Origin of the sequence: Streptomyces sp. NPDC021093 (genome assembly GCF_044333135.1) — a bacterium.
Classification (GTDB): Bacteria; Actinomycetota; Actinomycetes; order Streptomycetales; family Streptomycetaceae; genus Streptomyces.
Genome location: NZ_JBIRQJ010000011.1, coordinates 134,041 through 156,114 on the forward strand (window position 1 = coordinate 134,041; position 22,074 = coordinate 156,114).

A 22,074-nucleotide genomic window follows, 5' to 3' on the forward strand; every position below is an offset into this window, starting at 1 on the left:
GTGATGCTCAGCGGTACAGCAGGTGCTCCCGCCGCACCCGGCGGAAGGCCGCCAGGTCCGCCTGCCAGGCGCCCACCACCTCGTCCGTCCCCGCCCCCGCGTCGATCATGGTGCGCACCCGGGCGTTCCCGGTGAGCTTGTCGATCCAGTTGTCGGGCCGCCAGGCGAAGCCGCTCCAGCTCTTCTTCGCCGTCACCAGCAGCGCGATCCCGGTGCGCACCGGGTCGTACGACTTCCTGTCGTGGACGTGCAGTTGGACGCCCCCGACCGTCTTCCCCTGGAACTTGGAGAACGTCGGCGCGAAGTACGCCTCCCGGAACCGCACCCCGGGCAGCCGCTCCGCGTTCGCCGCCGCCGCCCACCGCCGGTCGATGCCCTCCGCGCCGAGCAGCTCGAACGGGCGGGTGGTGCCGCGCCCCTCCGAGAGGTTCGTGCCCTCGAAGAGACAGGTGCCGGAGTACACCAACGCCGTGTCCGCGGTGGGCATGTTGGGGCTCGGCGGCACCCAGGGCAGCCCCGTCGCGTCGAAGAAGTCGCCGCGCCGCCACCCCGTCGTCCGGACCACCTCAAGAGGCACCGGCCTCGTCAGGAACTCCGCGTTGAACAAGAGCGCCAGTTCCGCCACCGTCATCCCGTGCGCCTGCGCGATCGGCTCCCGTCCCACGAACGTCGCGAACGCCCGGTCGAGAACAGGACCCAGCGCCGCCCGCCCGGTCACCGGATTCGGCCGGTCGAGCACCATGAACCGCTTGCCCGCGAGCGCCGCCGCCACCATGCAGTCGTACAGGGTCCAGATGTACGTGTAGAAGCGCGCGCCCGCGTCCTGGATGTCGAACACGACGGTGTCCACGCCGGACGCGGTGAAGATGTCGGCGAGCGGCTGCCCGCTCTTCAGATACGTGTCGTAGACCGGGAGCCCCGTCGCGGGGTCGTCGTAGCGCCCCTCGGAGCCGCCCGCCTGCGCGGTCCCCCGGAAGCCGTGCTCGGGGCCGAACACGGCGGTGAGGTTCACCCGCTCATCGGCGTGCATCACGTCGACGATGTGCCGGACGTCGGCGGTGACGCCGGTCGGGTTGGTGACGACACCGACCTTCCGGCCGCGCAGCAGCCGGTACCCGTCGGCCGCGAGCCGGTCGAATCCGGTACGGACCAGGGGGCCGTCCCCGTGCCGCGGCTGCGCAGCCGCGGGGCCACCGCCGGCGGCGAGCACCCCCACCGTGCCGCCGCCCGCCGCCAGCAGCCCTCTTCTGGACAAGCTCATGTGCGCAACCTCCGTGATCGGACGGTCTGTCATGTCCGCGCACGCTAGCCCGTGTCCTTCCCGTACGGAACGGAACGCGCCCCGGATCACCTGCGTCGCCCCCTTTCCCCAGTCCATACCGACTGGTTAGTCTGCGGAGGAATTCGGCATGGAGAGGCGGGCCCCAGATGGATGCGGTGCAGGACGCGGGAGTCGTGGTCACGGGCGCGGGAGGCGGCATCGGAGCCGCACTGGCCCGGAGGTTCGCGGCCGGCGGAGCCCGGGTCGTGGTCAACGACCTGGATGCGGGGAAGGCCGAGGCGGTCGCCGAGGAGATCGGCGCGACGGCCGTGCCGGGGGACGCCTCAGAGATCGTGGCCGAGGCGCGCGACGCCCTCGGCGGCGCGATCGACGTGTACTGCGCCAACGCCGGGGTCGGCTGCGGCGGCGACCCGTTCGCCGAGGAACTCTGGGAGACGGCCTGGGACGTCAACGTGATGGCCCACGTACGGGCGGCCCGTGCGCTGCTGCCCGAGTGGCTGGAACGGGGGAGCGGCCGGTTCGTCTCCACCGTGTCGGCGGCCGGCCTGCTGACGATGATCGGCGCGGCCCCGTACAGCGTCACCAAGCACGGTGCGCTCGCCTTCGCCGAGTGGCTGTCGCTGACCTACCGCCACAAGGGCGTCAAGGTGCACGCGATCTGCCCGCAGGGCGTCCGTACGGACATGCTGACCTCCGCCGGATCGGCGGGCGACCTGGTCCTCGCGCCGACCGCGATCGAGCCGGAGGACGTCGCCGACGCCCTCTTCGACGGCATGGCGGCCGACCGCTTCCTGATCCTGCCGCACCCCGAGGTGGCCGATTACTACAAGGCGCGGGCGGCGGACCCTGACCGCTGGCTGACCGGAATGAACCATCTCCAGCAGAAGTGGGAAGGGGAGGGCAGGTGACCGGGCCCGTCGGCGGAGGGGCCGGGTCCATCTATGCGGCCAAGCCGTGGCTCGGCCAGCTGAGCGAGGCCCAGCGGGCCCCCGTGCACCCGGCGCCGACCCTGGTGCACGCCTTCCGGCGGAGCGCGGAGCGGGCCCCCGACCGCACCGCCCTCGCCTACTTCGACGGGCGGCTGAGCTACCGCGAGACGGACGCCCTGTCCGACTCGGTGGCCGGTCACCTCGCGGCGAAGGGACTGCGGCGCGGCGACCGCGTGGCGATCATGCTGCAGAACTCGCCGCACTTCGTGCTCGCGCTGCTCGGCGCCTGGAAGGCGGGTGCCACGGTCGTCCCGCTCAACCCGATGTACAAGTCCGCGGAGGTCGGCCACGTCCTCAAGGACGCCGAGGTCACCGCGCTGATCTGCGCCGACCGGGCCTGGCAGGGATACTTGCGGGAGACCGTCGCGGGCGCCCCCTCCGTACGGATCGTGCTGACCGGCTGCGAGCTGGACCTGCAGAGCGCGAACGACGAGCGGGTGCTGGACTTCGAGCGGCTGCCGCAGGCCGCCGACGCGGACGACCTGGTCGAGGCCGCGCGGGCCGGTCTGCGCCCGCCCCCGCTCGATTCACCCTCGGAGCGGGAACCGGGCCCCACCGACACGGCGTTGATCAGTTATACGTCGGGCACCAGCGGCACACCGAAGGGGGCGATGAATTCCCACGGCAACATCATGATCAACGCGGAGCGGCAGCGCACCGGGCACCCCATCGCCGAGGGGTCGTCCTACTTCGCCCTCGCCCCGCTCTTCCACATCACCGGAATGGTCGCCCAGCTGGCCACCTGTCTCACCAACGCGGGCACCCTCGTCCTCGCCTACCGCTTCCACCCCCAGGTGGTCCTGGACGCCTTCGCCGAGCACCGGCCCGCGTACACCGTCGGCCCCTCGACGGCGTTCATGGCACTGGCGGCCGCCCCGGGCGCCACGCGGGAGCACTTCGCCTCCTTCGAGGTGGTCTCCTCTGGCGGCGCCCCGCTGCCGCCCGCGCTGGTGGAGAAGTTCCGGGCGGGCTTCGGCCCCTACATCCGCAACGGCTACGGGCTCACCGAGTGCACGGCGCCCTGCGCGGCCGTACCGCCGGAGAAGGAGGCACCCCTCGACCCGGTGTCGGGGACGCTGTCGGTCGGCGTGCCGGGACCCGACACCGTCGTCCGCATCATCGACGAGACGGGCGCGGACGTGCCCTTCGGCGAGCAGGGCGAGATCGCGGTGCGCGGCCCGCAAGTCGTCACCGGCTACTGGCGGCTGCCCGAGGCCACCGCCGAGACCTTCCCGGACGGTGAACTGCGCACCGGCGACATCGGGTTCATGGACTCGGACGGCTGGCTGTACGTCGTCGACCGCAAGAAGGACATGATCAACGCGTCCGGTTTCAAGGTCTGGCCGCGCGAGGTCGAGGACGTCCTCTACACCCACCCGGCGGTCCGCGAGGCGGCCGTGGTCGGCGTCCCCGACCCGTACCGGGGCGAGAGCGTCAAGGCGTACGTCAGCCTGCGCCCCGGCGCGGGGACCGGGCCCGACGAGCTGATCGCGTACTGCAAGGAGCGGCTCGCGGCGTACAAGTACCCGCGCGAGGTGGAGGTCCTGCCGGAGCTGCCCAAGACGGCAAGTGGGAAGATCCTCAGGCGGGAACTACGTTCCACCCGGTAGCACAGCAGCCCGGCAGCTTTCGACTCCACGCACACGTACGTACACGCAAGGCAGGTGGCGGCAATGGCCAGAACGACGGACCCGGGCGGCACCCCCGTTCCCCAGCGGCTGCTGGCCGCCGCCACCAGGCTCTTCGCCGAGCGCGGCTACGACCGCACCTCGGTCCAGGAGATCGTCGAGGCGGCGGGCGTCACCAAGGGCGCCCTCTACCACTACTTCGGCTCCAAGGACGACCTGCTGCACGAGGTGTACGCACGGGTGCTGCGGGTCCAGCAGGAGCGGCTCGACGCGTTCGCCGACGCGGACGCACCGGTCGAGCAGCGGCTGCGGGACGCGGCGGCTGACGTCGTGGTCACCACCATCGAGAACCTCGACGACGCGTCGATCTTCTTCCGCTCGATGCACCACCTGAGCCCGGAGAAGGACAAGCAGGTAAGGGCGGAGCGGCGGCGCTACCACGAGCGGTTCCGCGCCCTGGTGGAGGAGGGCCAGCAGAGCGGCGTCTTCTCGACCGCCACCCCCGCCGACCTGGTGGTCGACTACCACTTCGGCTCGGTCCACCACCTGTCGACCTGGTACCGCCCGGACGGCCCGCTGGCCCCGCAGCAGGTGGCGGACCACCTGGCGGACCTGCTGCTGCGGGCGCTGCGGCCGTAGTGGTCCCCGGCGGAGGGGAGCTATCCGAGCGGAAGCACCTTCCGCCCCCACGTCTCGTTCGTCACCGTCGCGAACGACGTGTACCAGGCGAAGCCCGCGCACAGCAGGCCCAGCCAGCCGCCCACGTGACCCAGCGCCTGGCTCTGCGCGAAGTCGCCGAGCGCCAGGAACAGGAACGTCAGGGTCAGCGTGACGAAGATCAGGCGGTGCGCCACGTCCAGCTTCAGCGCCGCCACCGTCATGTACAGCGTGAACACGAACCACGCGATCAGGAACAGCCCCGTCGCCAGGTGCGCGTCCTCCTTCGGCAGCCCGGGGACGACGAACTTCACATAGCCCGCGAAGGCCATCCAGAAGGCGCCGTACGACACGAAGGCCGTCGCCCCGAACGTGTTCCCGCGCCGGAACTCGAAGAGACCGGCGGCGAACTGCGCCAGCCCGCCGTAGAACAGCGCGAGCGGCAGCACGACCGCGCTCAGCGCGGCATTCGTGACCAGGCCCGAGTTGAACATGCTGAGCACGAACGTGGTCAGCGCGAACGCGGCCAGCCCGAGCGGACCGGGATTGGCGATCCTGACAGCCGCAGGGGCGGCAGCCGCAGGAGCGGTCGGAACAGCCGGAGCGGTCGGAGCAGCCGGGACAGCCGGAGCGGTCGGAGCGTGAGTCATATGGGGGAACCTTCGATTGGGCGACTATCAAGGGGGACGACCAATCGAAATTACCGGTCCTTCCGGACATTGACCTACGAAGTGCGGCCCCTTTCGCCGGGTCTGAAGTCCCGCCGAAAGGGGCCGAAGGTCCCGCGGTCGCCTCCCCGCGGCTGCACCCGCTACAGGTACTTCTTCAGCTCCCGCCGCGCCAGCGACCTCTGGTGCACCTCGTCCGGCCCGTCCGCCAGCCGCAGCGTCCGCGCCCCCGCCCACAGCTCGGCCAGCGGGAAGTCCTGGCTGACGCCGCCCGCACCGTACAGCTGCACCGCGTTGTCGATGATGTCGAGCACCGCACGCGGCGTCGCGATCTTGATCGCCTGGATCTCGGTGTGCGCACCCCGGTTGCCGACCGTGTCCATCATCCAGGCCGTCTTCAGCACCAGCAGCCGCAGCTGCTCGACGGTCACCCGGGCGTCCGCGATCCAGTTCTGCACGACGCCCTGCTGGGCCAGCGACTTACCGAAAGCGGTACGCCCCACCGCCCGTCGGCACATCAGCTCGACGGCCCGCTCGGCCATGCCGATCAGCCGCATGCAGTGGTGGATGCGGCCGGGTCCGAGCCGCGCCTGCGCGATCGCGAAACCGCCGCCCTCCTCGCCCACCAGATTCGCGGCCGGCACCCGTACACCGTGGAAGACGACCTCCGCGTGCCCCCCGTGGTAGTGGTCCTCGTACCCGTACACCTGCATCGCGCGGCGGATCTCGACGCCCGGTGCGTCGCGCGGCACCAGGATCATCGACTGCTGGCGGCGCACGTCGGCGCCGTCCGGGTCGGTCTTGCCCATCACGATGAAGATCTTGCAGTCGGGGTTCATCGCCCCGGAGATGTACCACTTCCGCCCGGTGACGACATACGCGTCCCCCTGCCGCTCGATCCGCGTCTCGATGTTCGTCGCGTCCGACGACGCCACCTCGGGCTCGGTCATCGCGAACGCCGACCGGATCTCGCCGGACAGCAGCGGCTCCAGCCACTGCTTCTTCTGCTGCTCGGTGGCGAACTGGAACAGCAGCTCCATGTTCCCGGTGTCCGGCGCCGCACAGTTCAGCGCGGTCGGCGCCAACTGCGGGGAACGACCGGTGATCTCGGCGAGCGGCGCGTACTGGAGATTGGTCAGTCCCGCCCCGTGCTCGGCATCCGGAAGGAAGAGGTTCCACAGCCCCTGTCGCCGCGCCTCCGCCTTCAACTCCTCGACCACGGGCGGGGTGTCCCACGGCGACGCCAGCCGCGCCCGCTGCTCGTGCGCGACCGCCTCCGCCGGGTACACGTACGCGTCCATGAAGGCGAGCAGCCTGCCGCGCAGCTCTTCGGTCCGTGCGTCGTATGCGAAGTCCATGAGTCTTCAGCCCTTCTGAGGGGTCGTCAGGGTCGTCAGGCCGTGCTGGATGAAGACGGGCACCAGCTCGCCGATCCGGTCGAAGCCGGCGCCGACGGTCTGCCCGAGCGTGTAGCGGTAGTGGATGCCTTCGAGGATCACGGCGAGCTTGAACCAGGCGAACGCCGTGTACCAGTTCACCGCCGACACGTCCCGCCCGGACGCGGCCGCGTAGCGCGCGACGATCTCGTCGGTCGTCGGGTGGCCCGCCGCCGAAGCCGTCGTGGAGATGGGGGAGTTCGGCAGGTTCAGCTCCGTCCCGTACATCACCAGGAGGCCCAGGTCGGTCAACGGGTCGCCGAGCGTCGACATCTCCCAGTCGAGGACGGCGCGGATGCAGTCGTCAGGGCCGCCGATCAGGACGTTGTCGAGCCGGTAGTCGCCGTGTACGACCGTGGGTGCGGGGGAGTCGGGCAGTGCGCGCCCCAGTGCGGCGTGCAGCTCGTCGATCCCGGCCAGCTCACGGTTGCGGGAGGCGTCCAACTGCTTGCCCCAGCGCCGCAGTTGACGGTCCAGGAAGCCATCGGGACGGCCGAAGTCGCCGAGTCCCACCGCCTCCGGGTCCACGGCGTGCAGCTCGACGAGCGTGTCGACAAGACCCAGTACGGCTGCCCGGGTCCGCTCGGGACCCAGCGGAGCCAGCTCCTCCGCCGTCCGGTACGGCGTCCCCGCCACGAACTCCATGACGTAGAACGGCGATCCGAGCACCGACTCGTCCTCGCACAGCAGGACCGGTGCGGGCACCGGCACCTTCGTCGGATGCAGCCCGCTGATCACCCGGAACTCGCGCTTCATGTCGTGCGCCGTCGCCAGTACGTGGCCGAGCGGCGGGCGGCGCACCACCCACCGCGAGGTCCCGTCCGTGACGTCGTACGTCAGGTTGGAGCGCCCTCCCTCGATCAGCCGGGCGGACAGCGGCCCGGCCACCAGGCCCGGCCGCTCGCGGTCCAGATGCGCGCGCAGCCGCTCCGGATCGAGACCGGGCGGCGGTGCGGCTGCGGACTGGGGCCCTGGTGGGGGGACGGTGCTCATGTGCGGTACCTCCGGGCGCGTACGTACGTGCGGGATGTTGCGCCCCATGATGCCGACCAGTCGGTATGCCGTCCAGAGCCTCTCCCGCTCTGTGGCCCTGCCCACTCACGGCGCGCCCGCGCCCGCACCCCCGTCCGCCCCGGAACGCCCCGGGCGCCTCACCACACCACCGCGACCCCGAACCCCGCCAGCGCCAGCACGCAGCACACCCCCGTCAGCGCCCTCCGGGCCCCCAGCGCCTCCGGCCGCGCCCTGCCCAGCTCCCGCATCCTGCGATGCGCGACGACCAGGAACCCCACCCACACCAGCGCGCTCAGCGCGGCGGCCAGCACCCCCGCCGGAGTGACGCCGTCATGGATCGTCTGCTTCCCGGCGAGCACCGCAACCACCGTGCAGGACAAGGTCGTACGCCGCCACGCCAGCCGGGTCCGCTCCGGCTGCAGCCCCGGATCACGCCGACCGGGATCGTGCTGCCCCGGATCAGGTACCGCCGCAGGCGGACTCACCCCGCCCACCCGAACAGCACGACCACCACCATCGCCACCGCGACCACCCCCACCAGCAGGCTCAGCACCGTCGGGAAGCGCGTCACCGGCAGGTCCTCGCCGCGCCGCATCGCCCGCTCGCACCGCACCCAGTGGTTGACCGCGCGCAGCGCGCACAGCGCCCCGGCCGCCAGCAGCGCGAGGGCCATCCCGACCCGTACGCCCCAGCGCAGGTCCGGCAGGAACTGGTCGACCGCGAAACCGGCCCCGACCAGTGCCAGCGCGGTTCGCACCCAGGCCAGGAAGGTGCGCTCGTTGGCCAGCGAGAACCGGTAGTCCGGAGTGTCGCCCTCCGCACGGATGCGCTGCGGCGCCCACCACAGCCGCAGCCCCTCCCGCAAGGTGCTCACCCGCGCACCAACAGCTCGTACGCGGCCCGCCCGTCCGGCACCCACTCCCAGGCGTCCGGTCCCTCGCCGAGCCGCCGCGTCAGCTCCTCGTCGGTCAGGAAGGCGTGCCAGGCGACCTCCTCGACCTGAGGGTCCACCGGCAACTCGCAGCGCACCTCGTACACATGGCTCCACCAGGTCGGCGCCGGGCCCCCGTGGAGTCCCTCGCCCTCATAGAGGAACTTGAACAGCGGCACCGGCTGCGGCAGCCCCGACACCCCCAGCTCCTCCTCCGCCTCGCGCAGCGCCGCCGCGTCGTACGACTCGCCCGCGCCCACGACTCCGCCCACGAACATGTCGTACAGGGAGGGGAAGACCAGCTTGGTCGCGGTCCGCCGGTGCACGAAGGTCCGGCCCCGCGCGTCCCGCACGCGGATGAAGGCGCAGCGATGGCGCAGGCCCCGCGCGTACACCTCACCGCGCGGGGCCTGCCCGACGACCTCGTCGTTCTCGTCGACGATGTCCAGGATTTCGTCGGAAGGGGAAGTGCCAGAAGGGGAAGTCATGCGCCCCATCCAACAGCACCCGCCACTACTGCCCCATGACGTACTTCACCGTCGGGCCGGTCGTCCAGCCGCCGTCCACCGCCAGCTCGGCGCCCGTGACGTACGAAGCGGAGTCCGACAGCAGGAAGACGACCGCGCCCGCGATCTCGTGCGCCTCGCCGACCCGGCCCATCGGGGTGTTCGGGTAGTTGCCCTCGCCCTGCTGGATGCCGACGGCGGCCGTCATCGGGGTGTACGTCATGCCCGGGTGGACGGAGTTGACGCGGATCCTCGCGGTGCCCAGCTCGACCGCGCCGATCTTCGTCAGACCGCGCACGCCCCACTTGGACGCGCCGTAGCCGGCGGTCAGCGCGAGGCCCATCAGACCTGCGGCGGAGGAGATGTTGACGATCGAACCGCCGCCCGTCTCCTTCATCGCGGGGACGACGGACTTCATGCCGATGAAGACACCGGTCAGATTGATGTCGAGGACCTTGCGGAAGTGCTCGACCGACTCGTCCGCGAGGAACCGGCCGGTGGATATCCCGGCGTTGTTCACCAGACCGTCGATGCCGCCGAACTCGGCGACCGCGAAGGCCGCCACCCGTGCCCAGTCCTCCTCCGACGTCACGTCGTGGTGCTGGAAGCGGGCCCGCTCGCCGAGCTCGGCCGCGGTGGCCGCGCCCTCCTCGTCGAGAACATCGGTGATCACGACGTTGGCGCCGGCGGCGACCGCCTGCCTGGCGGCCTCCGCGCCGAGCCCCCGGGCGCCGCCGGTGATGACGACGGTCTTGCCGGTGAGGTCGTTGTTGCTCATGGTGCTGTCTTCTCTCACGAGTGTGCGGGTACGTGGGTGTGGGGTGCGCCGAGCAGGGCCGTGGTCATCTCCACGAGGTCGGCCAGGAACACGTTCTGGCCGGTCAGCGGGGTGACATCGGACAGATACTGGCGGGCCCGGTCCGACATGGCGGCGCCGATCAGCGTCAGCGCGAGGTCGAGCCGCTCCAGCAGCAGCGGCTCGGGCAGCCCGTCCCGTACGAGGACGGCCTCGACGCGCTCGATCAGCCGCCAGTACGCGGTGCCCGCCAGCGTCGGGTGCGGGGTCCTGGAGCGGACGCCGCTCTCGTGGCTGAGCTGCGCCGAGATGCGCAGACAGCGGCGGCCCCGGTCGGCGGCCAGCTCGGTGGCCTCCGCCGCGACCAGTGCGGTGATCAACTCCTGTACGGAATCGCCGCACGCGGCCAGTAGCGGTGCGAGCACCTGCTCGGTGCGCTCCTGGCGTCCCGCCATCACGGCGTCGAGCAGTCCGGCACGCGAGCCGAAGTGGTACTGGACGGCCGAGGGATTGCTCTGCCCGGCCAGCTTCACCACGTCCCGCAGTTGCGCCCCGTCGACTCCCTGCGCGGCGAAGATCTCCTCGGCCGCGCGGATCAGCTTCTCCCGGGTCTCGGGTCCTGACGTCCTTGCCATGCGGACACTGTAATGCTGGCCATTATTAATTACGAAAGCAGCAGCTCAGGGGCGACTGACCGGCTCAGGGATGCGGACCGGCTCGGGGGGGGCGACCAGCTCGGGGGTGCCGGCCGGCTCGGGGAAGGGGGCTGCTCCGGGGGGCTTCAGCTGTGTACGAGGACCTTCTCGCGGGTCTCGGCCGGCCCGCTCGGCATCGCCGGGTGGCGGCTGAGCAGCACGATCCCCGCCACGATCGCCACCAGCCCGGCCGCCTCCCCGGCCAGCGCCCACGGCCCGGTCTGCAGCCGGTCGCCCAGGAACCCGACCCCGCACGCCACCCCGGCCAGGGGCTGCGCCGCCGTCAGCGCGGGCAGCGACATGCGCAGCGTCCCCGTCTCGAACGCGCTCTGCACCAGGACGAGCCCCGCGAGGCCGAGCACCAGCACCCCGTACACCTGCCAGCTCCCGAGCAGCGCCGGCCAGCCGCCCTCGCCGAACCGCTGCCCGCTCAGCCGGGTCAGCGCGTCCTGCAACCCGTACAGCAGCCCGGCCGCCAGTGCGAGCAGGGCGGGCCCGGAGCTCATCCGGGACCGCTTCGCGTGCGCGGTCAGCAGCATCGCCAGCCCCACCACGACCCCGATCACCAGCCAGTGCCGCAACGGGCCGACCTCGGCCCGGCCGCCGTGCGGCTGCCCCGCCACGAGGAATCCGGCGACCCCGCCCGCGAGCAGCCACAGCCCGGCCCAGCCCTGCCGGCCGAGCCGGCATCCGGTCCGCCACCGCGACAGCGCCATGGCGAAGAGCAGGTTCGTCGCGAGCAGCGGCTCGACCAGCGACACCTCGCCGTACGAAAGGGCCAGCGCGCCGAGCACCATGCCCGCCACCATGCAGCCGATCCCGGCCAGCCAGCGCGGCACCCGTACGAGGTCGAGCAGCAGCCGCAGCGAGAGGAAGTCGCCGAGCGGAGCCCGCCGGGCGGCGTCCTGCTGGAGTACAAACCCGAAACCAAGGCAGCACGCAGCGCTCAGAGCCAGCAACAGAACAGTCAGCGACACCGTGTAAACCCTCAAAATGCGGTGGGGATGCGGGAAGTTTCGCCGACCATAGCGGTACAAGGGCGGTGATCGCTGCGGCGGAGACGAGGGAGCGCTCCCGCTACGGGCGCCCCCGTACGGGCCGGGAAGGCGGCGGGGCCAGGGAAGCAGCAGGGCCGGGGAAGCAGCCGGTCGAACGGTTGACTAGTCACTTCCGCGTACCGAAGATCGGGCCATGGATGCCAAGGGGAACGACGCCAAGGGTCACGACGCGGCCGCCGGGGGCCGCGCAGCGGGCACCAAGGGCCATGACGCGGACGTCATCGTCGTCGGAGCGGGCCTTGCCGGCCTCGTCGCCACCGCCGAGCTGGTCGACGCAGGTCGGAAGGTGATCGTCCTGGACCAGGAGCCCGAGCAGTCCCTGGGCGGCCAGGCGCACTGGTCCTTCGGCGGCCTCTTCCTCGTCGACTCGCCCGAACAGCGCCGGATGCGCGTCAAGGACAGCCGCGCTCTCGCCCTCCAGGACTGGCTGGGCACGGCGGGCTTCGACCGCGACGAGGACGCCTGGCCCCGGAAGTGGGCCGAGGCGTACGTCGACTTCGCGGCGGGGGAGAAGCGCCACTGGCTGCACCAGCAGGGCGTCCGCTTCTTCCCTGTCGTCGGCTGGGCGGAGCGCGGCGGCTACGACGCGAACGGTCACGGCAACTCCGTGCCCCGCTTCCACATCACCTGGGGCACGGGCCCCGGGCTGCTCGCTCCCTTCGTACGGCGGGTCCGCGAGGGCGTGGCACGCGGCCTGGTCACCTTCAGGTTCCGGCACCGCGTGACGGGTCTCTCCCGTACCGCAGGAGTCGTGGACACCGTCTCCGGCGAGGTCCTGGAACCCTCCGGCGCCGCACGCGGCACCGCCAGCACCCGCACCGTGACCGGGGACTTCTCGCTCCGCGCCCAGGCGGTGATCGTCACCTCAGGCGGCATCGGCGGCAACCACGACCTCGTCCGCGCCCAGTGGCCCGAGCGGCTCGGCACCCCGCCCGCGCACATGCTCTCCGGGGTCCCCGCCCACGTCGACGGCCTGATGCTCGGCATCACGGAGGCGGCCGGCGCGAGCCACATCAACCGCGACCGGATGTGGCACTACACCGAGGGGATCCAGAACTGGGACCCCATCTGGGCCAAGCACGGCATCCGCATCCTGCCCGGCCCGTCGTCGCTGTGGCTGGACGCGCGGGGGCAGCGCCTCCCGGTCCCCCTCTTCCCCGGCTTCGACACCCTCGGCACCCTCGACCACATCATGAGGACCGGCTTCGACCACACCTGGTTCGTGCTCGACCAGAAGATCATCGGCAAGGAGTTCGCGCTGTCGGGCTCCGAACAGAACCCGGACCTGACGGGCAAGTCCGTGCGCGGTGTCTTCGACCGGGCGAGGGCCGCCGTCCCCGCCCCCGTGAAGGCGTTCATGGACAACGGCGCGGACTTCGTCGTCGAGAAGGACCTCGCCTCGCTGGTGCGCGGCATGAACGCCCTCACCGAGGAACCGCTGATCGACGAGGCGGAACTGCGCCGCCAACTCGTCGCGCGCGACCGGGAGATGGCGAACCCCTTCACGAAGGACCTCCAGGTCACGGCGATCCACGGAGCCCGCAAGTACCTCGGCGACAAGCTGATCCGCACCGCGACCCCGCACCGGATCCTGGACCCGGCGGCGGGACCCCTGATCGCGGTCCGCCTGCACATCCTGACGCGGAAGTCGCTGGGCGGCCTGGAGACGGACCTGTCCTCCCGCGTCCTCACCCCGGACGGCAGCCCGCTGCCGGGGATCTACGCGGCGGGCGAGGCGGCGGGCTTCGGCGGCGGCGGCGTCCACGGCTACCGGTCCCTGGAGGGGACGTTCCTCGGCGGCTGCATCTTCTCGGGCCGGGCGGCGGGTCGCGCAGCATCCCAAGCAGTGAGCTAGCCGCTTGGGCGCGGGGCGGTGGGTGGTTCGTCGTGCGGGTGCGTCGTGGCTGATCGCGCAGTTCCCCGCGCCCCTAGGTGCTTCCCCCTAGCCCCCTTGGGCAGCGGGGCCGCCCCCCGGGGGCGGGACGGGTGGGCAAGGGGGCGGCCCCCACTGCGGCACGCCCCCCCCACACGACCGCCCCGCCCGACACCGCACCTACAACCGCTCCACCACCCTGAACCTCTCCGCCACCACCATCGTCGAATCGTCCACGACGAATCCCGGGTCCCCCATCGCCTCCCGCATCTCCTCCCCGTGCCAGAACCTCTCGTGCGCCTCCCGCCACTGGGCCACCGACGTGTACCCCTCGCCCTCGTCCAGTGCGTGCTGAAGGTCCACGTCCCCGAGGCGCAGGACCCGTACCTCGGTCGTCTCCAGGACGGCCACCTCGCGACCCGCCGAGTCGATCAGCGCGGCCAGCTCGCCGATCGGCGGAAGCTCCTCGTTCTCCGCCTCGTACTCGCAGAGCAGCCCCGTGGTCGACACCTTCTCGCCCGACAGTACCGCCGCGACCAGCTGGTCGCGCAACGGGCCGGGGAAGGCGAGCAGGTACGGCGGCAGCGGCGGACGCGGCTCACCCGGCGACTGCGGCTCACCCGGTGACTGCGCCGAATCCGGGCCCTGCGCCGCCGGATTTCCGGCATTGGTCGTCAAGTCGTCATCCATCCCGTCATCTTAGAAGGCACACCCCTCCCCACCTGGGGAGATCCCGCACCCGACATCCTCAAGTGCGTCACAAAAAGGGAGAGTTGGTGCCGTTAAAAGCCATCGGGCCTTGACGTGGAGCCGCACCTACCGCTTTGCTGTGCGTGATCAAACGCTGGCTCATCGCGCCGTGGAGGTACCCCGCGGATGGCCCCACCTCCGCCGCTCCTCGGCCGTTCCCGCCGCCGGGGCGAGCCGCCCCCGGACCCAGCCCTCGACGACACCGAACTCGTCGACGTGCGCGATCAGTTGGCCCAGGGGCGCTGGACCAGTGTGCGCTCGCTGCTCGCCCGTACCGGTGACGACTGGGACCGCCGCGGCCACCGCCTGCTCGTCCTCGCCGAACCGAAGGGCAGCCGGGCCTGGGCCCAGGACTGGCTGATCGCCGAGCCGGAGAGCGCCGACGCCTCCGCCCTCCTCGCCTGCGCCGAGATCCACCGCGCCCTGCTCGGCAAGGGGTGCCCGGACCGTGCCAGGCAGGCCTGCCGGCGCGCCGCCGGCCGCGCCCCGGACGACCCGACGCCCTGGCTCGGCATGCTCCTGCTCGCCCGCCACCTCGGCACCGAGGAGGAGGTCACCCAGCTGTACGACCAGGTCAGGGCACGCCACCCGGAGCACCACCACGCCCACCACCTGATCATCGCCCGGCTCGCGGAGCGTCGCCCCGACATAGGGCAGGACCCCCTGCACGAGGTGTACGACTTCGCCGCCTGGGCCGCCGAACAGGCCCCCGCCGACTCCCCGTTGGCGGTCCTCCCCGTCGTCGCGCACGCCGAGCGCTACCGGGCGCTCGCCGTGGCGGGCCAGGTGCCGCCCGACCCCGAGTCCTCCGGGCACTGGGCCGGCCGCCGTGCCCGCCAGACCATGAAGGCCGCCTTCGACTGGTGGCTGGAGTGGGAGCGCGAGGAGCACCCGCGCTCCCGCGTCGACCTCAACTTCCTGGCCCACGCGAAGTACTGCGAGGGCCGCACCGCGGAGGCCGCCGCGCTCTTCCACCGAATCGGCCCGCACCGCACCGCGGCCCCCTGGTCCTACCCCGACCGGGACCCCCACCAGGCGTTCCGCACCGCACGCGGCGTCGCGCTCGGTGACGCCTGACCCGAACCTCTTACGCACACCAGCCCCTCACCCACACCGAAGGGACAACCCCGCGATGGCGACGGGAAGTTCACCCACACGCGCGACCAGAGCGACCAGAACGACCGGCAGCGGCGGCAAAGGCGGCGGCGACACCGGGATCAACACGTACAAGGGCGAGGAGGGGGCCCTGCGCGCGGGCCGCCTCGGCACCCTCGGTCTGCTGCTGTCCGTCCTCGCGGCGAGCGCCCCCCTGATGGTCGTCGCGGGTGTCATGCCCACGATCTTCGGTGTGATGGGAGTGGTCGGCCAGCCGCTCCTGTTCCTCATCCTCGGCGCGGTCCTCCTCCTCTTCAGCGTCGGTTACGCGGAGATGAGCCGGCACATCCACAACGCGGGCGCCTTCTACGCCTACATAGCCCGCGGCCTCGGCGCCACCGCCGGCGCCGGAGCCTCCCTGGTCGCCCTGGTCGCGTACAGCGCCATGCAGGTCGGCATCTTCGGCATCCTCGGCTTCGAGCTGTCCGGCATCTTCGCCACGTACCTGGGCATCAGCATCGCCTGGTGGATCCCGGCCCTGGTCTGCGTCCTCCTCGTCGGCTTCCTCGGCTGGCTGAAGATCGACCTCAACGCCAAGGTGCTCGGCGTCCTGCTCCTCATCGAGTGCGTGCTCGTCGTCATCTTCGACGTTTCGGCCGTTGCCGAACCGTCGAAGGCGGCCGGGCTGTCCCTCACCGCGTTCGACCCCAGCACCCTCACCGGCCCCGGCGTCGCCCTCGGCACCGCGCTCTGCTTCTCCATCGCCGCCTTCGTCGGCTTCGAGCAGGCCCCGGTGTACGCCGAGGAGACCCAGCGCCCGCACGTGATCGTCTCCCGCGTGATGTTCCTCGGCGTCGCCTACTCCGCGATCTTCCTGGCCCTCAGCTCCTGGGCGGTCAGCGTCGCCGCCGGCCCCGGCAGGGTCTCCGGGATGGCCACCAAGGAAGGCCCGGGGATGCTCTTCACCCTGGTCCAGGAGCGCCTCGGCGCCACCTTCACCGACGTGCTGCACATCCTCTTCGTGACCGGCATGTTCGCCGCGCTCCTCAGCTTCCACAACGTCGTCGCCCGCTACTCCTTCGCGATGGGCCGCGAGGGCCTCCTGCCGGCCGCCTTCGGCCGTACGAACAAGGCGAGCGGCGCCCCCGCCACCGGCTCCGTCCTCCAGTCGGTCGTCTCCCTGCTCGTCGTGCTGGCCTTCGCGCTCACCGACGACAAGCCGATCGGCGACCCGACCACCCCGGTCCTGCACCTCTTCACCTGGATGGGCAACGTCGGTGCGCTGGGCGTCATCCTGCTGATGGCGGTGGCCTCGTTCGCCGTGATCGCCTTCTTCGTACGACGCCGCGCGGGCGCGGCCCAGAAGTGGCGGCTGCTCTGCTCCGGCCTCGCCGGGCTCGCGCTCCTGGGCATCGCCGTCTACACCGTCAAGGACTTCGGCATCCTGGTCGGCGCCGAGTCCGGTTCCGCACTGGGCTGGATCCTGCCCGGCATCATCGGCGTCACCGCGGTCGGCGGACTGGTGTACGGCGCGGTGCTCAAGGCGAAGAAGCCCGAGGTGCACGCCCGGATCGGCCTCGGCAACGAGGCGTTCCAGCTGGACAAGGCGGCGGCCGAGTCGGAGGCGGCCCGCGGCTGATCCGCGCCGTCCAAATCTGACGAAACGCTGACGAGCACTCGCGGACCCTGGCCCCCGGCGGCCGCGAGTGCTCGAATCGTGGGTGTGACCCCTCAAGCCCCACCACCGGACGAACCGGCACGGCCGCGCGCCCCCGAGCCGCGTGCCCCCGACTCGCGTGCCCCCGAGCCGAGCGACTCCGCGCCGAGCGCTCCTGAGCCGCGAGACCCCGCGCCGAGCGCCCCTGTGCCGAGCGCTCCCGCACCCCGCGGCGCTCCGATCGGCCGCCGGCTCGTCCTCGGCATGCTCGGCCTCGGCGCCGCAGGCGTGGCCGCGGCCCCGTACGTCCAGAACGGCATCGACTCCTTCCTCGGGGCGGCCGCGGGAAAGGACCCCACCGGCGTCACCGGGCTCCTCCCCAACAGCAGCGGCTTCCGCTACTACTCGGTGGCAGCCTCCACCCCGAAGAAGACCGGGCAGACCTACCGCCTCACCGTCGACGGCCTGGTGGACCGCCCCGCCACGTACACGCTGGCGCAGCTCAGGGCGATGCCGCAGACCCGGCTGGTCCGCGACGTCCAGTGCGTCACCGGCTGGCGGGTCCCGGAGACCCCGTTCGAGGGCGTGCAGCTGTCGCACCTCCTCGCGCTGGCCGGTGTGCGGCCGTCCGCCAGAGCGATCCGCTTCACCTGCTTCGACGGCACGTACAGCGAGAGCCTCACCCTCCAACAGGCGGGCCGCAAAGACGTGTTGGCGGCCCTGAGGATGCAGGACAAGGACGTCACCCACGCGCACGGCGGCCCGGTCCGCCTCTACGTCGCCCCCATGTACTTCTACAAGTCGGCGAAATGGCTCTCCGGCATCACCGTCACCGACCGGGTCCAGCCCGGCTACTGGGAGGAACTGGGCTATGACGTCGACGCCTGGGTCGGCAGGTCCAACGGCCGCTCCGACACCCCCACCGTCTGAACTCCCGCCCCGGGTAAGGAGGTTCACGCGCACCGCACGCCTGGTGCACCGTACGACCGCGATCCTGATGCTCACCTGCGTCGCCACCGCGGCCTGCCTCTACCTGCCGTCCCTCGCCGAACTGGTGGGCCGCCGCCACCTGGTGGTCACCGTCCACATCTGGACGGGCGTCCTGCTCCCCGTCCCGTACGTCCTGGGCCTGGTCTCCCGGGCCTTCCGCGCCGACCTCTCGCTGCTCGGCCGCTTCACCTCGTACGACAGGGAATGGCTGCGGGCCGCCCGCCGGCGCCAATTCCACCGCCCCGCGGGGAAGTTCAACGCCGGTCAGAAGCTGTACGCGGGCTGGATCGCGGGCGCGGCACTCGTCATGCTCGGCACCGGCCTGCTGATGTGGCTCACCCACCTGACCCCGCTGACCTGGCGCACGGGCGCCACCTTCGTCCACGACTGGCTCTCCCTGGCCATGGGCGTCGTCATCGCCGGGCACCTCTGGATGGCCCTGACCCACCCGGAGTCCCGCCGGGGCATGCGCACCGGCGAAGTCGACCGCACCTGGGCCAAGACCGAACACCCCCACTGGCACCCCTGACTCCGCCAGGCCTGGGAGCTCTACCGGACCCGGGGACTCCACCGGAGCCGGGGTCTCCACTGGGCTCAAGGCCCCACCGGGCCCAGGAGCTCTGCCGGAGCCGGGGTCTCCACCGGCCCCGGGGTCTCCATCGGGCTCAAGGCCCCACCGGGCTCAGGGGTTCTGCCGGAGCCGAGGATTCCACGGGCCCTGGGGTCTCTACTGGGCTCAAGGCCCCACCGGGCTCAGGGGTTCTGCCGGAGCCGAGGATTCCACGGGCCCTGGGGTCTCTACTGGGCTCAAGGCCCCACCGGGCCCAGGGGATCTGCCGGAGCCGAGGACTCCACTGGACCCTCGCTGGTTCCGCCGGCCCCGGGGACTCTGCCTCGCCTGGAGTCTCCACCGGACCCAGAGGCCCCGCCGGGCCTGCGGATTCCCCCGTGCACGGGGCTCCGCCGGGCCCGGGGACTCCACCAGGCCAGGACCACCCTCGCTCACCGAGCCAGAGGTACCCCCGCTCACCGAGCCAGGCCCCACCCCCGCTACAGCTTCCGCAGCGCCCCCGCCGCCCGCTCCGCGACCTCCTCCGGTGTCCCGTCCACCCCCACGGTGACTCCTGCCTCGTCCGCCCCGAGGGACTCCAGCGCCGCGAACTGCGAATCCAGCAGCGCCACCGGCATGAAGTGCCCCTCCCGCGCCCCCATCCGCGCCTCGATCAACTCCCGCTCCCCGGCCAGATGCAGGAACACCACCCCCGGAGCCGCCTCCCGCAACCGGTCCCGGTACACCCGCTTCAGGGCCGAACAGCTCACCACGCCGCCCCGGTCCCCCCGCTCCCGGGCCCAGGCCCCCACCCGGTCCAGCCAGGGCCACCGGTCGGCATCGCTCAGGGGCTCGCCGCCCGCCATCTTCGAGACGTTCGCCTCCGGATGGAAGTCATCACCCTCCGCGTACGAGACCCCCACCCGTTCCGCCACCAATGCCCCAATCGTGGATTTCCCGGTACCCGCGACGCCCATCACCACTACCACGTGTGAGAAATTCATCAGCCCGCCACTTCCTCTCCGATCACTCTTGACGCACCAGTAACCACGCCCGAGCATTCTCCGCATGGCCTTGTCAGACAGCCGGACAACCCCCGGCGGTGCAACCGGCGGCGGCGCGTCCGACGACCGCGCATTCGGCGCGGACGTCTCCGGCGCGGACGTCTCCAGCGCGGACGTCCCGGGCGCGGAAGTCCGCAGCGCGGACGTTCCCTGCGCGGGCACGGGCGCCGACCCCGTGCCGCGACGCGTGAGCGCGACCGACGTCGTCCTCACCCACCTCCGCGCCGCCATCGAGACCGGCGAACTGGCCGTGGGCGACAAGCTCCCCGCCGAGGCACAGCTGGGAAAGCACTTCGCCGTCAGCCGGTCCGTGGTCCGCGAGGCCCTGCGCACCCTCCAGGCCCTCGGCCTGACGGTGTCCCGCGCCGGAAAGGGTACGTACGTCGAATCGTCCGGCCCGACCCGCAACCCGGTCTTCGGTTCCTACTCGGCCCGCGACCTGCTGGAAGTACGCCGTCACGTGGAGATCCCCGCGGCGGGGTACGCTGCCACTCGCCGCACCCGGGACGACATCGATCATCTGCTCACGCTGATCGAGAGCATGGAGCGCGAAACAGACCCCACCGCCTGGGTGGCGCTGGACACGCTGTTCCACCTCACCGTCGCCCAGGCATCGGGCAACCCCGTCTTCCAGAAGATCATCGAAGAGATACGGGACGCCCTCGCGCGGCAGTCCAGCTTCCTGAACCAACTCGGGGACCGACGACGCCAGTCGGACACCGAGCACCGGGCCCTGGTCGAAGCGATCGTCGAGGGGTCCGAGGGGGCAGCCGTGCACGCCATGGCCGCCCACCTCGAACTCGTCGAGACCGCCCTCAATTCGATCGTGCGCCCCGGACCCGCACATCCCCCACACGAAGGCGAAGCGATACATGAGTGACCGCACCAGCACTGCGGAAGTCTCTTCTGCCCCGCTGTCCGCCCCGCCGACGTCCCCCCACGTCGACCCGGGCGACGAGGGTTACAGCAAGGACCTCAAGTCCCGCCACATCAACATGATCGCGATCGGCGGCGCCATCGGCACCGGCCTGTTCCTGGGCGCGGGCGGAAGGCTGGCGGGCGCAGGTCCCTCGCTGGCGATCGCGTACGCGGTCTGCGGAGTCTTCGCGTTCTTCGTCGTGCGCGCGCTCGGCGAGCTGGTCCTCTACCGGCCGTCCTCCGGCGCGTTCGTCAGCTACGCCCGTGAGTTCATGGGCGAGAAGGGCGCCTTCGCGGCGGGCTGGCTGTACTTCCTGAACTGGTCGACCACCGCTGTGGCCGACATCACGGCCGCCGCGGTGTTCGCCCAGTTCTGGTCCGCCTTCAGCGACATACCCCAGGGCGTACTCGCCCTCATCGCGCTGGCCGTGGTCCTGACCGGCAACCTGATCTCGGTGAAGTACTTCGGCGAGATGGAGTTCTGGTTCGCGATCATCAAGGTCGCCGCCCTGGTGGTCTTCATGGCGATCAGCATCTACCTGGTGGTCACCCAGACCCCGGTCGACGGCCACACCCCCGGCTTCTCCACGATCACGGACAACAACGGCGTCTTCCCGCTGGGCATGATGCCGATGCTGCTCGTCGTCCAGGGCGTCGTCTTCGCGTACGCCTCGGTGGAGCTGTGCGGCGTCGCCGCGGGCGAGACCGAGAACCCCGAGAAGATCCTGCCGAAGGCGATCAACTCGATCATGTGGCGGGTCGGCATCTTCTACGTCGGCTCGGTCGTCCTGCTCGCGCTGCTGCTGCCCTACACGGCCTACAGCGAGGACCAGAGCCCGTTCGTCACCGTCATGGACAAGATCGGCGTCCCGGGCGCCGCGAGCATCATGAACCTCGTCGTGCTCACCGCCGCCCTGTCCAGCCTGAACTCGGGCCTGTACTCCACCGGCCGCATCCTGCGCTCGATGTCCCTCGCGGGCTCCGCCCCGAAGTTCACCGGCCTGATGAACAAGGGCCAGGTCCCCTACGGCGGCATCCTGCTCACCGCGGGCTTCGGCGCCCTCGGCGTCGGCCTCAACTTCTTCGTCCCCGACGACGCCTTCGAGATCGTCCTCAACTTCGCCTCGATCGGCATCCTCGGCACCTGGGCGATGATCATGATCTGCTCGCTGCTGTTCTACCGCCGCTCGAAGGAGGGCCTGCTCAGCCGGCCTTCCTACAAGCTGCCCTGGGCCCCGTACACCCAGATCGTGACGCTCGTCTTCCTCGCGCTCGTCGTGTTCCTGATGTGGTACGGAGAAGGCGTCGGCCGGACCACCGTCTACTGCCTCCCGCTGATCGCCGCGATGCTCGTCGGCGGCTGGTTCCTGGTCCGCCGCCGGGTGAACGCCATCGCGGCCGAACGGGCCGGGAAGTCCTGACCCGTTCCCCCTCGCACGCCGGTCGGCCGTCTCCCTCCTGGGAGGCGGCCGACCGGCGTATGGTCGGACGTATTACGAGGTCAGACACCTATTCAG

At 71.4% G+C, this 22,074-nt stretch carries 22 protein-coding genes; 10 read left to right on the forward strand and 12 right to left on the reverse strand.

Features of this window, described 5'->3' with window-relative positions; genetic code table 11:
• Positions 1 to 7 precede the first annotated feature (7 nt).
• Positions 8 to 1,261 carry an exo-beta-N-acetylmuramidase NamZ domain-containing protein gene (locus tag ACH4SP_RS31865; protein ID WP_398419987.1) on the reverse strand — a complete coding sequence of 418 codons (1,254 nt, stop codon included), beginning with the start codon at positions 1,259 to 1,261 and terminating at the stop codon, positions 8 to 10.
• A gap of 167 nt (positions 1,262 to 1,428) precedes the next feature.
• On the opposite strand from ACH4SP_RS31865, the gene ACH4SP_RS31870 reads away from it, so the two are divergent.
• The 3 genes from ACH4SP_RS31870 to ACH4SP_RS31880 all read left to right on the forward strand — a co-directional run bounded on the left by ACH4SP_RS31870 (position 1,429) and on the right by ACH4SP_RS31880 (position 4,538).
• Positions 1,429 to 2,190, forward strand: a complete 762-nt coding sequence (locus ACH4SP_RS31870) for an SDR family oxidoreductase (RefSeq protein ID WP_398419989.1) — start codon at positions 1,429 to 1,431, stop codon at positions 2,188 to 2,190.
• The gene (locus ACH4SP_RS31875) at positions 2,187 to 3,881 is read left to right on the forward strand and encodes a class I adenylate-forming enzyme family protein (protein WP_398419991.1); all 1,695 of its coding nucleotides are present in this window, start codon (positions 2,187 to 2,189) and stop codon (positions 3,879 to 3,881) included. The genes ACH4SP_RS31870 and ACH4SP_RS31875 overlap by 4 nt, the downstream gene beginning before the upstream one ends.
• A gap of 63 nt (positions 3,882 to 3,944) precedes the next feature.
• Complete coding sequence (locus ACH4SP_RS31880) at positions 3,945 to 4,538, forward strand: TetR/AcrR family transcriptional regulator (protein ID WP_398419993.1); 594 nt, start codon at positions 3,945 to 3,947, stop codon at positions 4,536 to 4,538.
• Between the two features lie 20 nt (positions 4,539 to 4,558).
• On the opposite strand, the gene ACH4SP_RS31885 is transcribed toward ACH4SP_RS31880, so the two are convergent.
• From ACH4SP_RS31885 to ACH4SP_RS31925, 9 genes are all read right to left on the reverse strand, one after another.
• On the reverse strand, positions 4,559 to 5,206 hold the full coding sequence (locus ACH4SP_RS31885) for an acetate uptake transporter (RefSeq protein WP_398419994.1): 648 nt from the start codon (positions 5,204 to 5,206) through the stop codon (positions 4,559 to 4,561).
• A gap of 161 nt (positions 5,207 to 5,367) precedes the next feature.
• Positions 5,368 to 6,582 (reverse strand): acyl-CoA dehydrogenase family protein, encoded by a 1,215-nt coding sequence (locus tag ACH4SP_RS31890; protein WP_398419996.1) that lies wholly within the window; start codon positions 6,580 to 6,582, stop codon positions 5,368 to 5,370.
• 6 nt (positions 6,583 to 6,588) lie between these two features.
• Positions 6,589 to 7,653 carry a phosphotransferase family protein gene (locus ACH4SP_RS31895; RefSeq protein WP_398419998.1) on the reverse strand — a complete coding sequence of 355 codons (1,065 nt, stop codon included), beginning with the start codon at positions 7,651 to 7,653 and terminating at the stop codon, positions 6,589 to 6,591.
• Between the two features lie 158 nt (positions 7,654 to 7,811).
• Positions 7,812 to 8,168, reverse strand: coding sequence for a DUF202 domain-containing protein (locus tag ACH4SP_RS31900; RefSeq protein WP_398420000.1), 357 nt, complete (start codon positions 8,166 to 8,168; stop codon positions 7,812 to 7,814).
• Positions 8,156 to 8,548, reverse strand: a complete 393-nt coding sequence (locus ACH4SP_RS31905; RefSeq protein WP_398420002.1) for a YidH family protein — start codon at positions 8,546 to 8,548, stop codon at positions 8,156 to 8,158. Before ACH4SP_RS31905 ends, ACH4SP_RS31900 begins: the two co-directional genes overlap by 13 nt.
• Positions 8,545 to 9,093, reverse strand: a complete 549-nt coding sequence (locus ACH4SP_RS31910) for an NUDIX domain-containing protein (protein ID WP_398420004.1) — start codon at positions 9,091 to 9,093, stop codon at positions 8,545 to 8,547. Before ACH4SP_RS31910 ends, ACH4SP_RS31905 begins: the two co-directional genes overlap by 4 nt.
• Before the next feature lie 25 nt (positions 9,094 to 9,118).
• Positions 9,119 to 9,889 (reverse strand): glucose 1-dehydrogenase, encoded by a 771-nt coding sequence (locus ACH4SP_RS31915; protein WP_398420006.1) that lies wholly within the window; start codon positions 9,887 to 9,889, stop codon positions 9,119 to 9,121.
• Positions 9,890 to 9,903: 14 nt separating this feature from the next.
• Positions 9,904 to 10,542: a TetR/AcrR family transcriptional regulator gene (locus tag ACH4SP_RS31920; RefSeq protein ID WP_398420008.1), complete on the reverse strand. Its 639-nt coding sequence runs from the start codon at positions 10,540 to 10,542 to the stop codon at positions 9,904 to 9,906.
• 146 nt (positions 10,543 to 10,688) lie between these two features.
• Positions 10,689 to 11,579, reverse strand: a complete 891-nt coding sequence (locus tag ACH4SP_RS31925) for a DMT family transporter (protein WP_398420009.1) — start codon at positions 11,577 to 11,579, stop codon at positions 10,689 to 10,691.
• 214 nt (positions 11,580 to 11,793) lie between these two features.
• Between ACH4SP_RS31925 and ACH4SP_RS31930 the strand changes: the two genes are divergently transcribed.
• Complete coding sequence (locus ACH4SP_RS31930) at positions 11,794 to 13,515, forward strand: FAD-binding dehydrogenase (protein WP_398420011.1); 1,722 nt, start codon at positions 11,794 to 11,796, stop codon at positions 13,513 to 13,515.
• Positions 13,516 to 13,713: 198 nt separating this feature from the next.
• Here the strand turns inward: ACH4SP_RS31930 and ACH4SP_RS31935 are convergent, their stop codons facing one another.
• The gene (locus ACH4SP_RS31935; protein WP_398420013.1) at positions 13,714 to 14,223 is read right to left on the reverse strand and encodes an ASCH domain-containing protein; all 510 of its coding nucleotides are present in this window, start codon (positions 14,221 to 14,223) and stop codon (positions 13,714 to 13,716) included.
• 186 nt (positions 14,224 to 14,409) lie between these two features.
• On the opposite strand from ACH4SP_RS31935, the gene ACH4SP_RS31940 reads away from it, so the two are divergent.
• The 4 genes from ACH4SP_RS31940 to ACH4SP_RS31955 all read left to right on the forward strand — a co-directional run bounded on the left by ACH4SP_RS31940 (position 14,410) and on the right by ACH4SP_RS31955 (position 18,554).
• A complete protein-coding gene (locus tag ACH4SP_RS31940; RefSeq protein WP_398420015.1) occupies positions 14,410 to 15,360 on the forward strand; it encodes a hypothetical protein in 951 nt (316 codons plus the stop codon).
• A gap of 55 nt (positions 15,361 to 15,415) precedes the next feature.
• A complete protein-coding gene (locus ACH4SP_RS31945; RefSeq protein WP_398420017.1) occupies positions 15,416 to 17,017 on the forward strand; it encodes an APC family permease in 1,602 nt (533 codons plus the stop codon).
• Positions 17,018 to 17,299: 282 nt separating this feature from the next.
• On the forward strand, positions 17,300 to 17,965 hold the full coding sequence (locus tag ACH4SP_RS31950; RefSeq protein ID WP_398420304.1) for a molybdopterin-dependent oxidoreductase: 666 nt from the start codon (positions 17,300 to 17,302) through the stop codon (positions 17,963 to 17,965).
• A complete protein-coding gene (locus ACH4SP_RS31955) occupies positions 17,907 to 18,554 on the forward strand; it encodes a cytochrome b/b6 domain-containing protein (RefSeq protein WP_398420019.1) in 648 nt (215 codons plus the stop codon). Before ACH4SP_RS31950 ends, ACH4SP_RS31955 begins: the two co-directional genes overlap by 59 nt.
• Before the next feature lie 521 nt (positions 18,555 to 19,075).
• Here ACH4SP_RS31955 and ACH4SP_RS31960 read toward each other — a convergent pair.
• Entirely contained in the window at positions 19,076 to 19,579 is a 504-nt protein-coding gene (locus ACH4SP_RS31960; RefSeq protein WP_398420021.1) for a gluconokinase, read from the reverse strand.
• Positions 19,580 to 19,643: 64 nt separating this feature from the next.
• On the opposite strand from ACH4SP_RS31960, the gene ACH4SP_RS31965 reads away from it, so the two are divergent.
• Together ACH4SP_RS31965 and ACH4SP_RS31970 are read left to right on the forward strand one after the other, a co-directional pair.
• Positions 19,644 to 20,519, forward strand: a complete 876-nt coding sequence (locus ACH4SP_RS31965; RefSeq protein WP_398420022.1) for a FadR/GntR family transcriptional regulator — start codon at positions 19,644 to 19,646, stop codon at positions 20,517 to 20,519.
• On the forward strand, positions 20,512 to 21,978 hold the full coding sequence (locus tag ACH4SP_RS31970) for an amino acid permease (protein WP_398420023.1): 1,467 nt from the start codon (positions 20,512 to 20,514) through the stop codon (positions 21,976 to 21,978). Before ACH4SP_RS31965 ends, ACH4SP_RS31970 begins: the two co-directional genes overlap by 8 nt.
• Positions 21,979 to 22,074: the final 96 nt, after the last annotated feature.

Coding starts and splice junctions, on each gene's coding strand:
- ACH4SP_RS31865 (WP_398419987.1), bottom strand. CDS start 1,261: ATGAGCTTGTCCAGAAGAGGGCTGCTGGCGGCGGGCGGCGGCACGGTG.
- ACH4SP_RS31870 (WP_398419989.1), top strand. CDS start 1,429: ATGGATGCGGTGCAGGACGCGGGAGTCGTGGTCACGGGCGCGGGAGGC.
- ACH4SP_RS31880 (WP_398419993.1), top strand. CDS start 3,945: ATGGCCAGAACGACGGACCCGGGCGGCACCCCCGTTCCCCAGCGGCTG.
- ACH4SP_RS31885 (WP_398419994.1), bottom strand. CDS start 5,206: ATGACTCACGCTCCGACCGCTCCGGCTGTCCCGGCTGCTCCGACCGCT.
- ACH4SP_RS31890 (WP_398419996.1), bottom strand. CDS start 6,582: ATGGACTTCGCATACGACGCACGGACCGAAGAGCTGCGCGGCAGGCTG.
- ACH4SP_RS31895 (WP_398419998.1), bottom strand. CDS start 7,653: ATGAGCACCGTCCCCCCACCAGGGCCCCAGTCCGCAGCCGCACCGCCG.
- ACH4SP_RS31910 (WP_398420004.1), bottom strand. CDS start 9,093: ATGACTTCCCCTTCTGGCACTTCCCCTTCCGACGAAATCCTGGACATC.
- ACH4SP_RS31915 (WP_398420006.1), bottom strand. CDS start 9,889: ATGAGCAACAACGACCTCACCGGCAAGACCGTCGTCATCACCGGCGGC.
- ACH4SP_RS31920 (WP_398420008.1), bottom strand. CDS start 10,542: ATGGCAAGGACGTCAGGACCCGAGACCCGGGAGAAGCTGATCCGCGCG.
- ACH4SP_RS31930 (WP_398420011.1), top strand. CDS start 11,794: ATGGATGCCAAGGGGAACGACGCCAAGGGTCACGACGCGGCCGCCGGG.
- ACH4SP_RS31935 (WP_398420013.1), bottom strand. CDS start 14,223: ATGGATGACGACTTGACGACCAATGCCGGAAATCCGGCGGCGCAGGGC.
- ACH4SP_RS31940 (WP_398420015.1), top strand. CDS start 14,410: ATGGCCCCACCTCCGCCGCTCCTCGGCCGTTCCCGCCGCCGGGGCGAG.
- ACH4SP_RS31945 (WP_398420017.1), top strand. CDS start 15,416: ATGGCGACGGGAAGTTCACCCACACGCGCGACCAGAGCGACCAGAACG.
- ACH4SP_RS31950 (WP_398420304.1), top strand. CDS start 17,300: ATGCTCGGCCTCGGCGCCGCAGGCGTGGCCGCGGCCCCGTACGTCCAG.
- ACH4SP_RS31955 (WP_398420019.1), top strand. CDS start 17,907: ATGACGTCGACGCCTGGGTCGGCAGGTCCAACGGCCGCTCCGACACCC.
- ACH4SP_RS31960 (WP_398420021.1), bottom strand. CDS start 19,579: ATGAATTTCTCACACGTGGTAGTGGTGATGGGCGTCGCGGGTACCGGG.
- ACH4SP_RS31965 (WP_398420022.1), top strand. CDS start 19,644: ATGGCCTTGTCAGACAGCCGGACAACCCCCGGCGGTGCAACCGGCGGC.
- ACH4SP_RS31970 (WP_398420023.1), top strand. CDS start 20,512: ATGAGTGACCGCACCAGCACTGCGGAAGTCTCTTCTGCCCCGCTGTCC.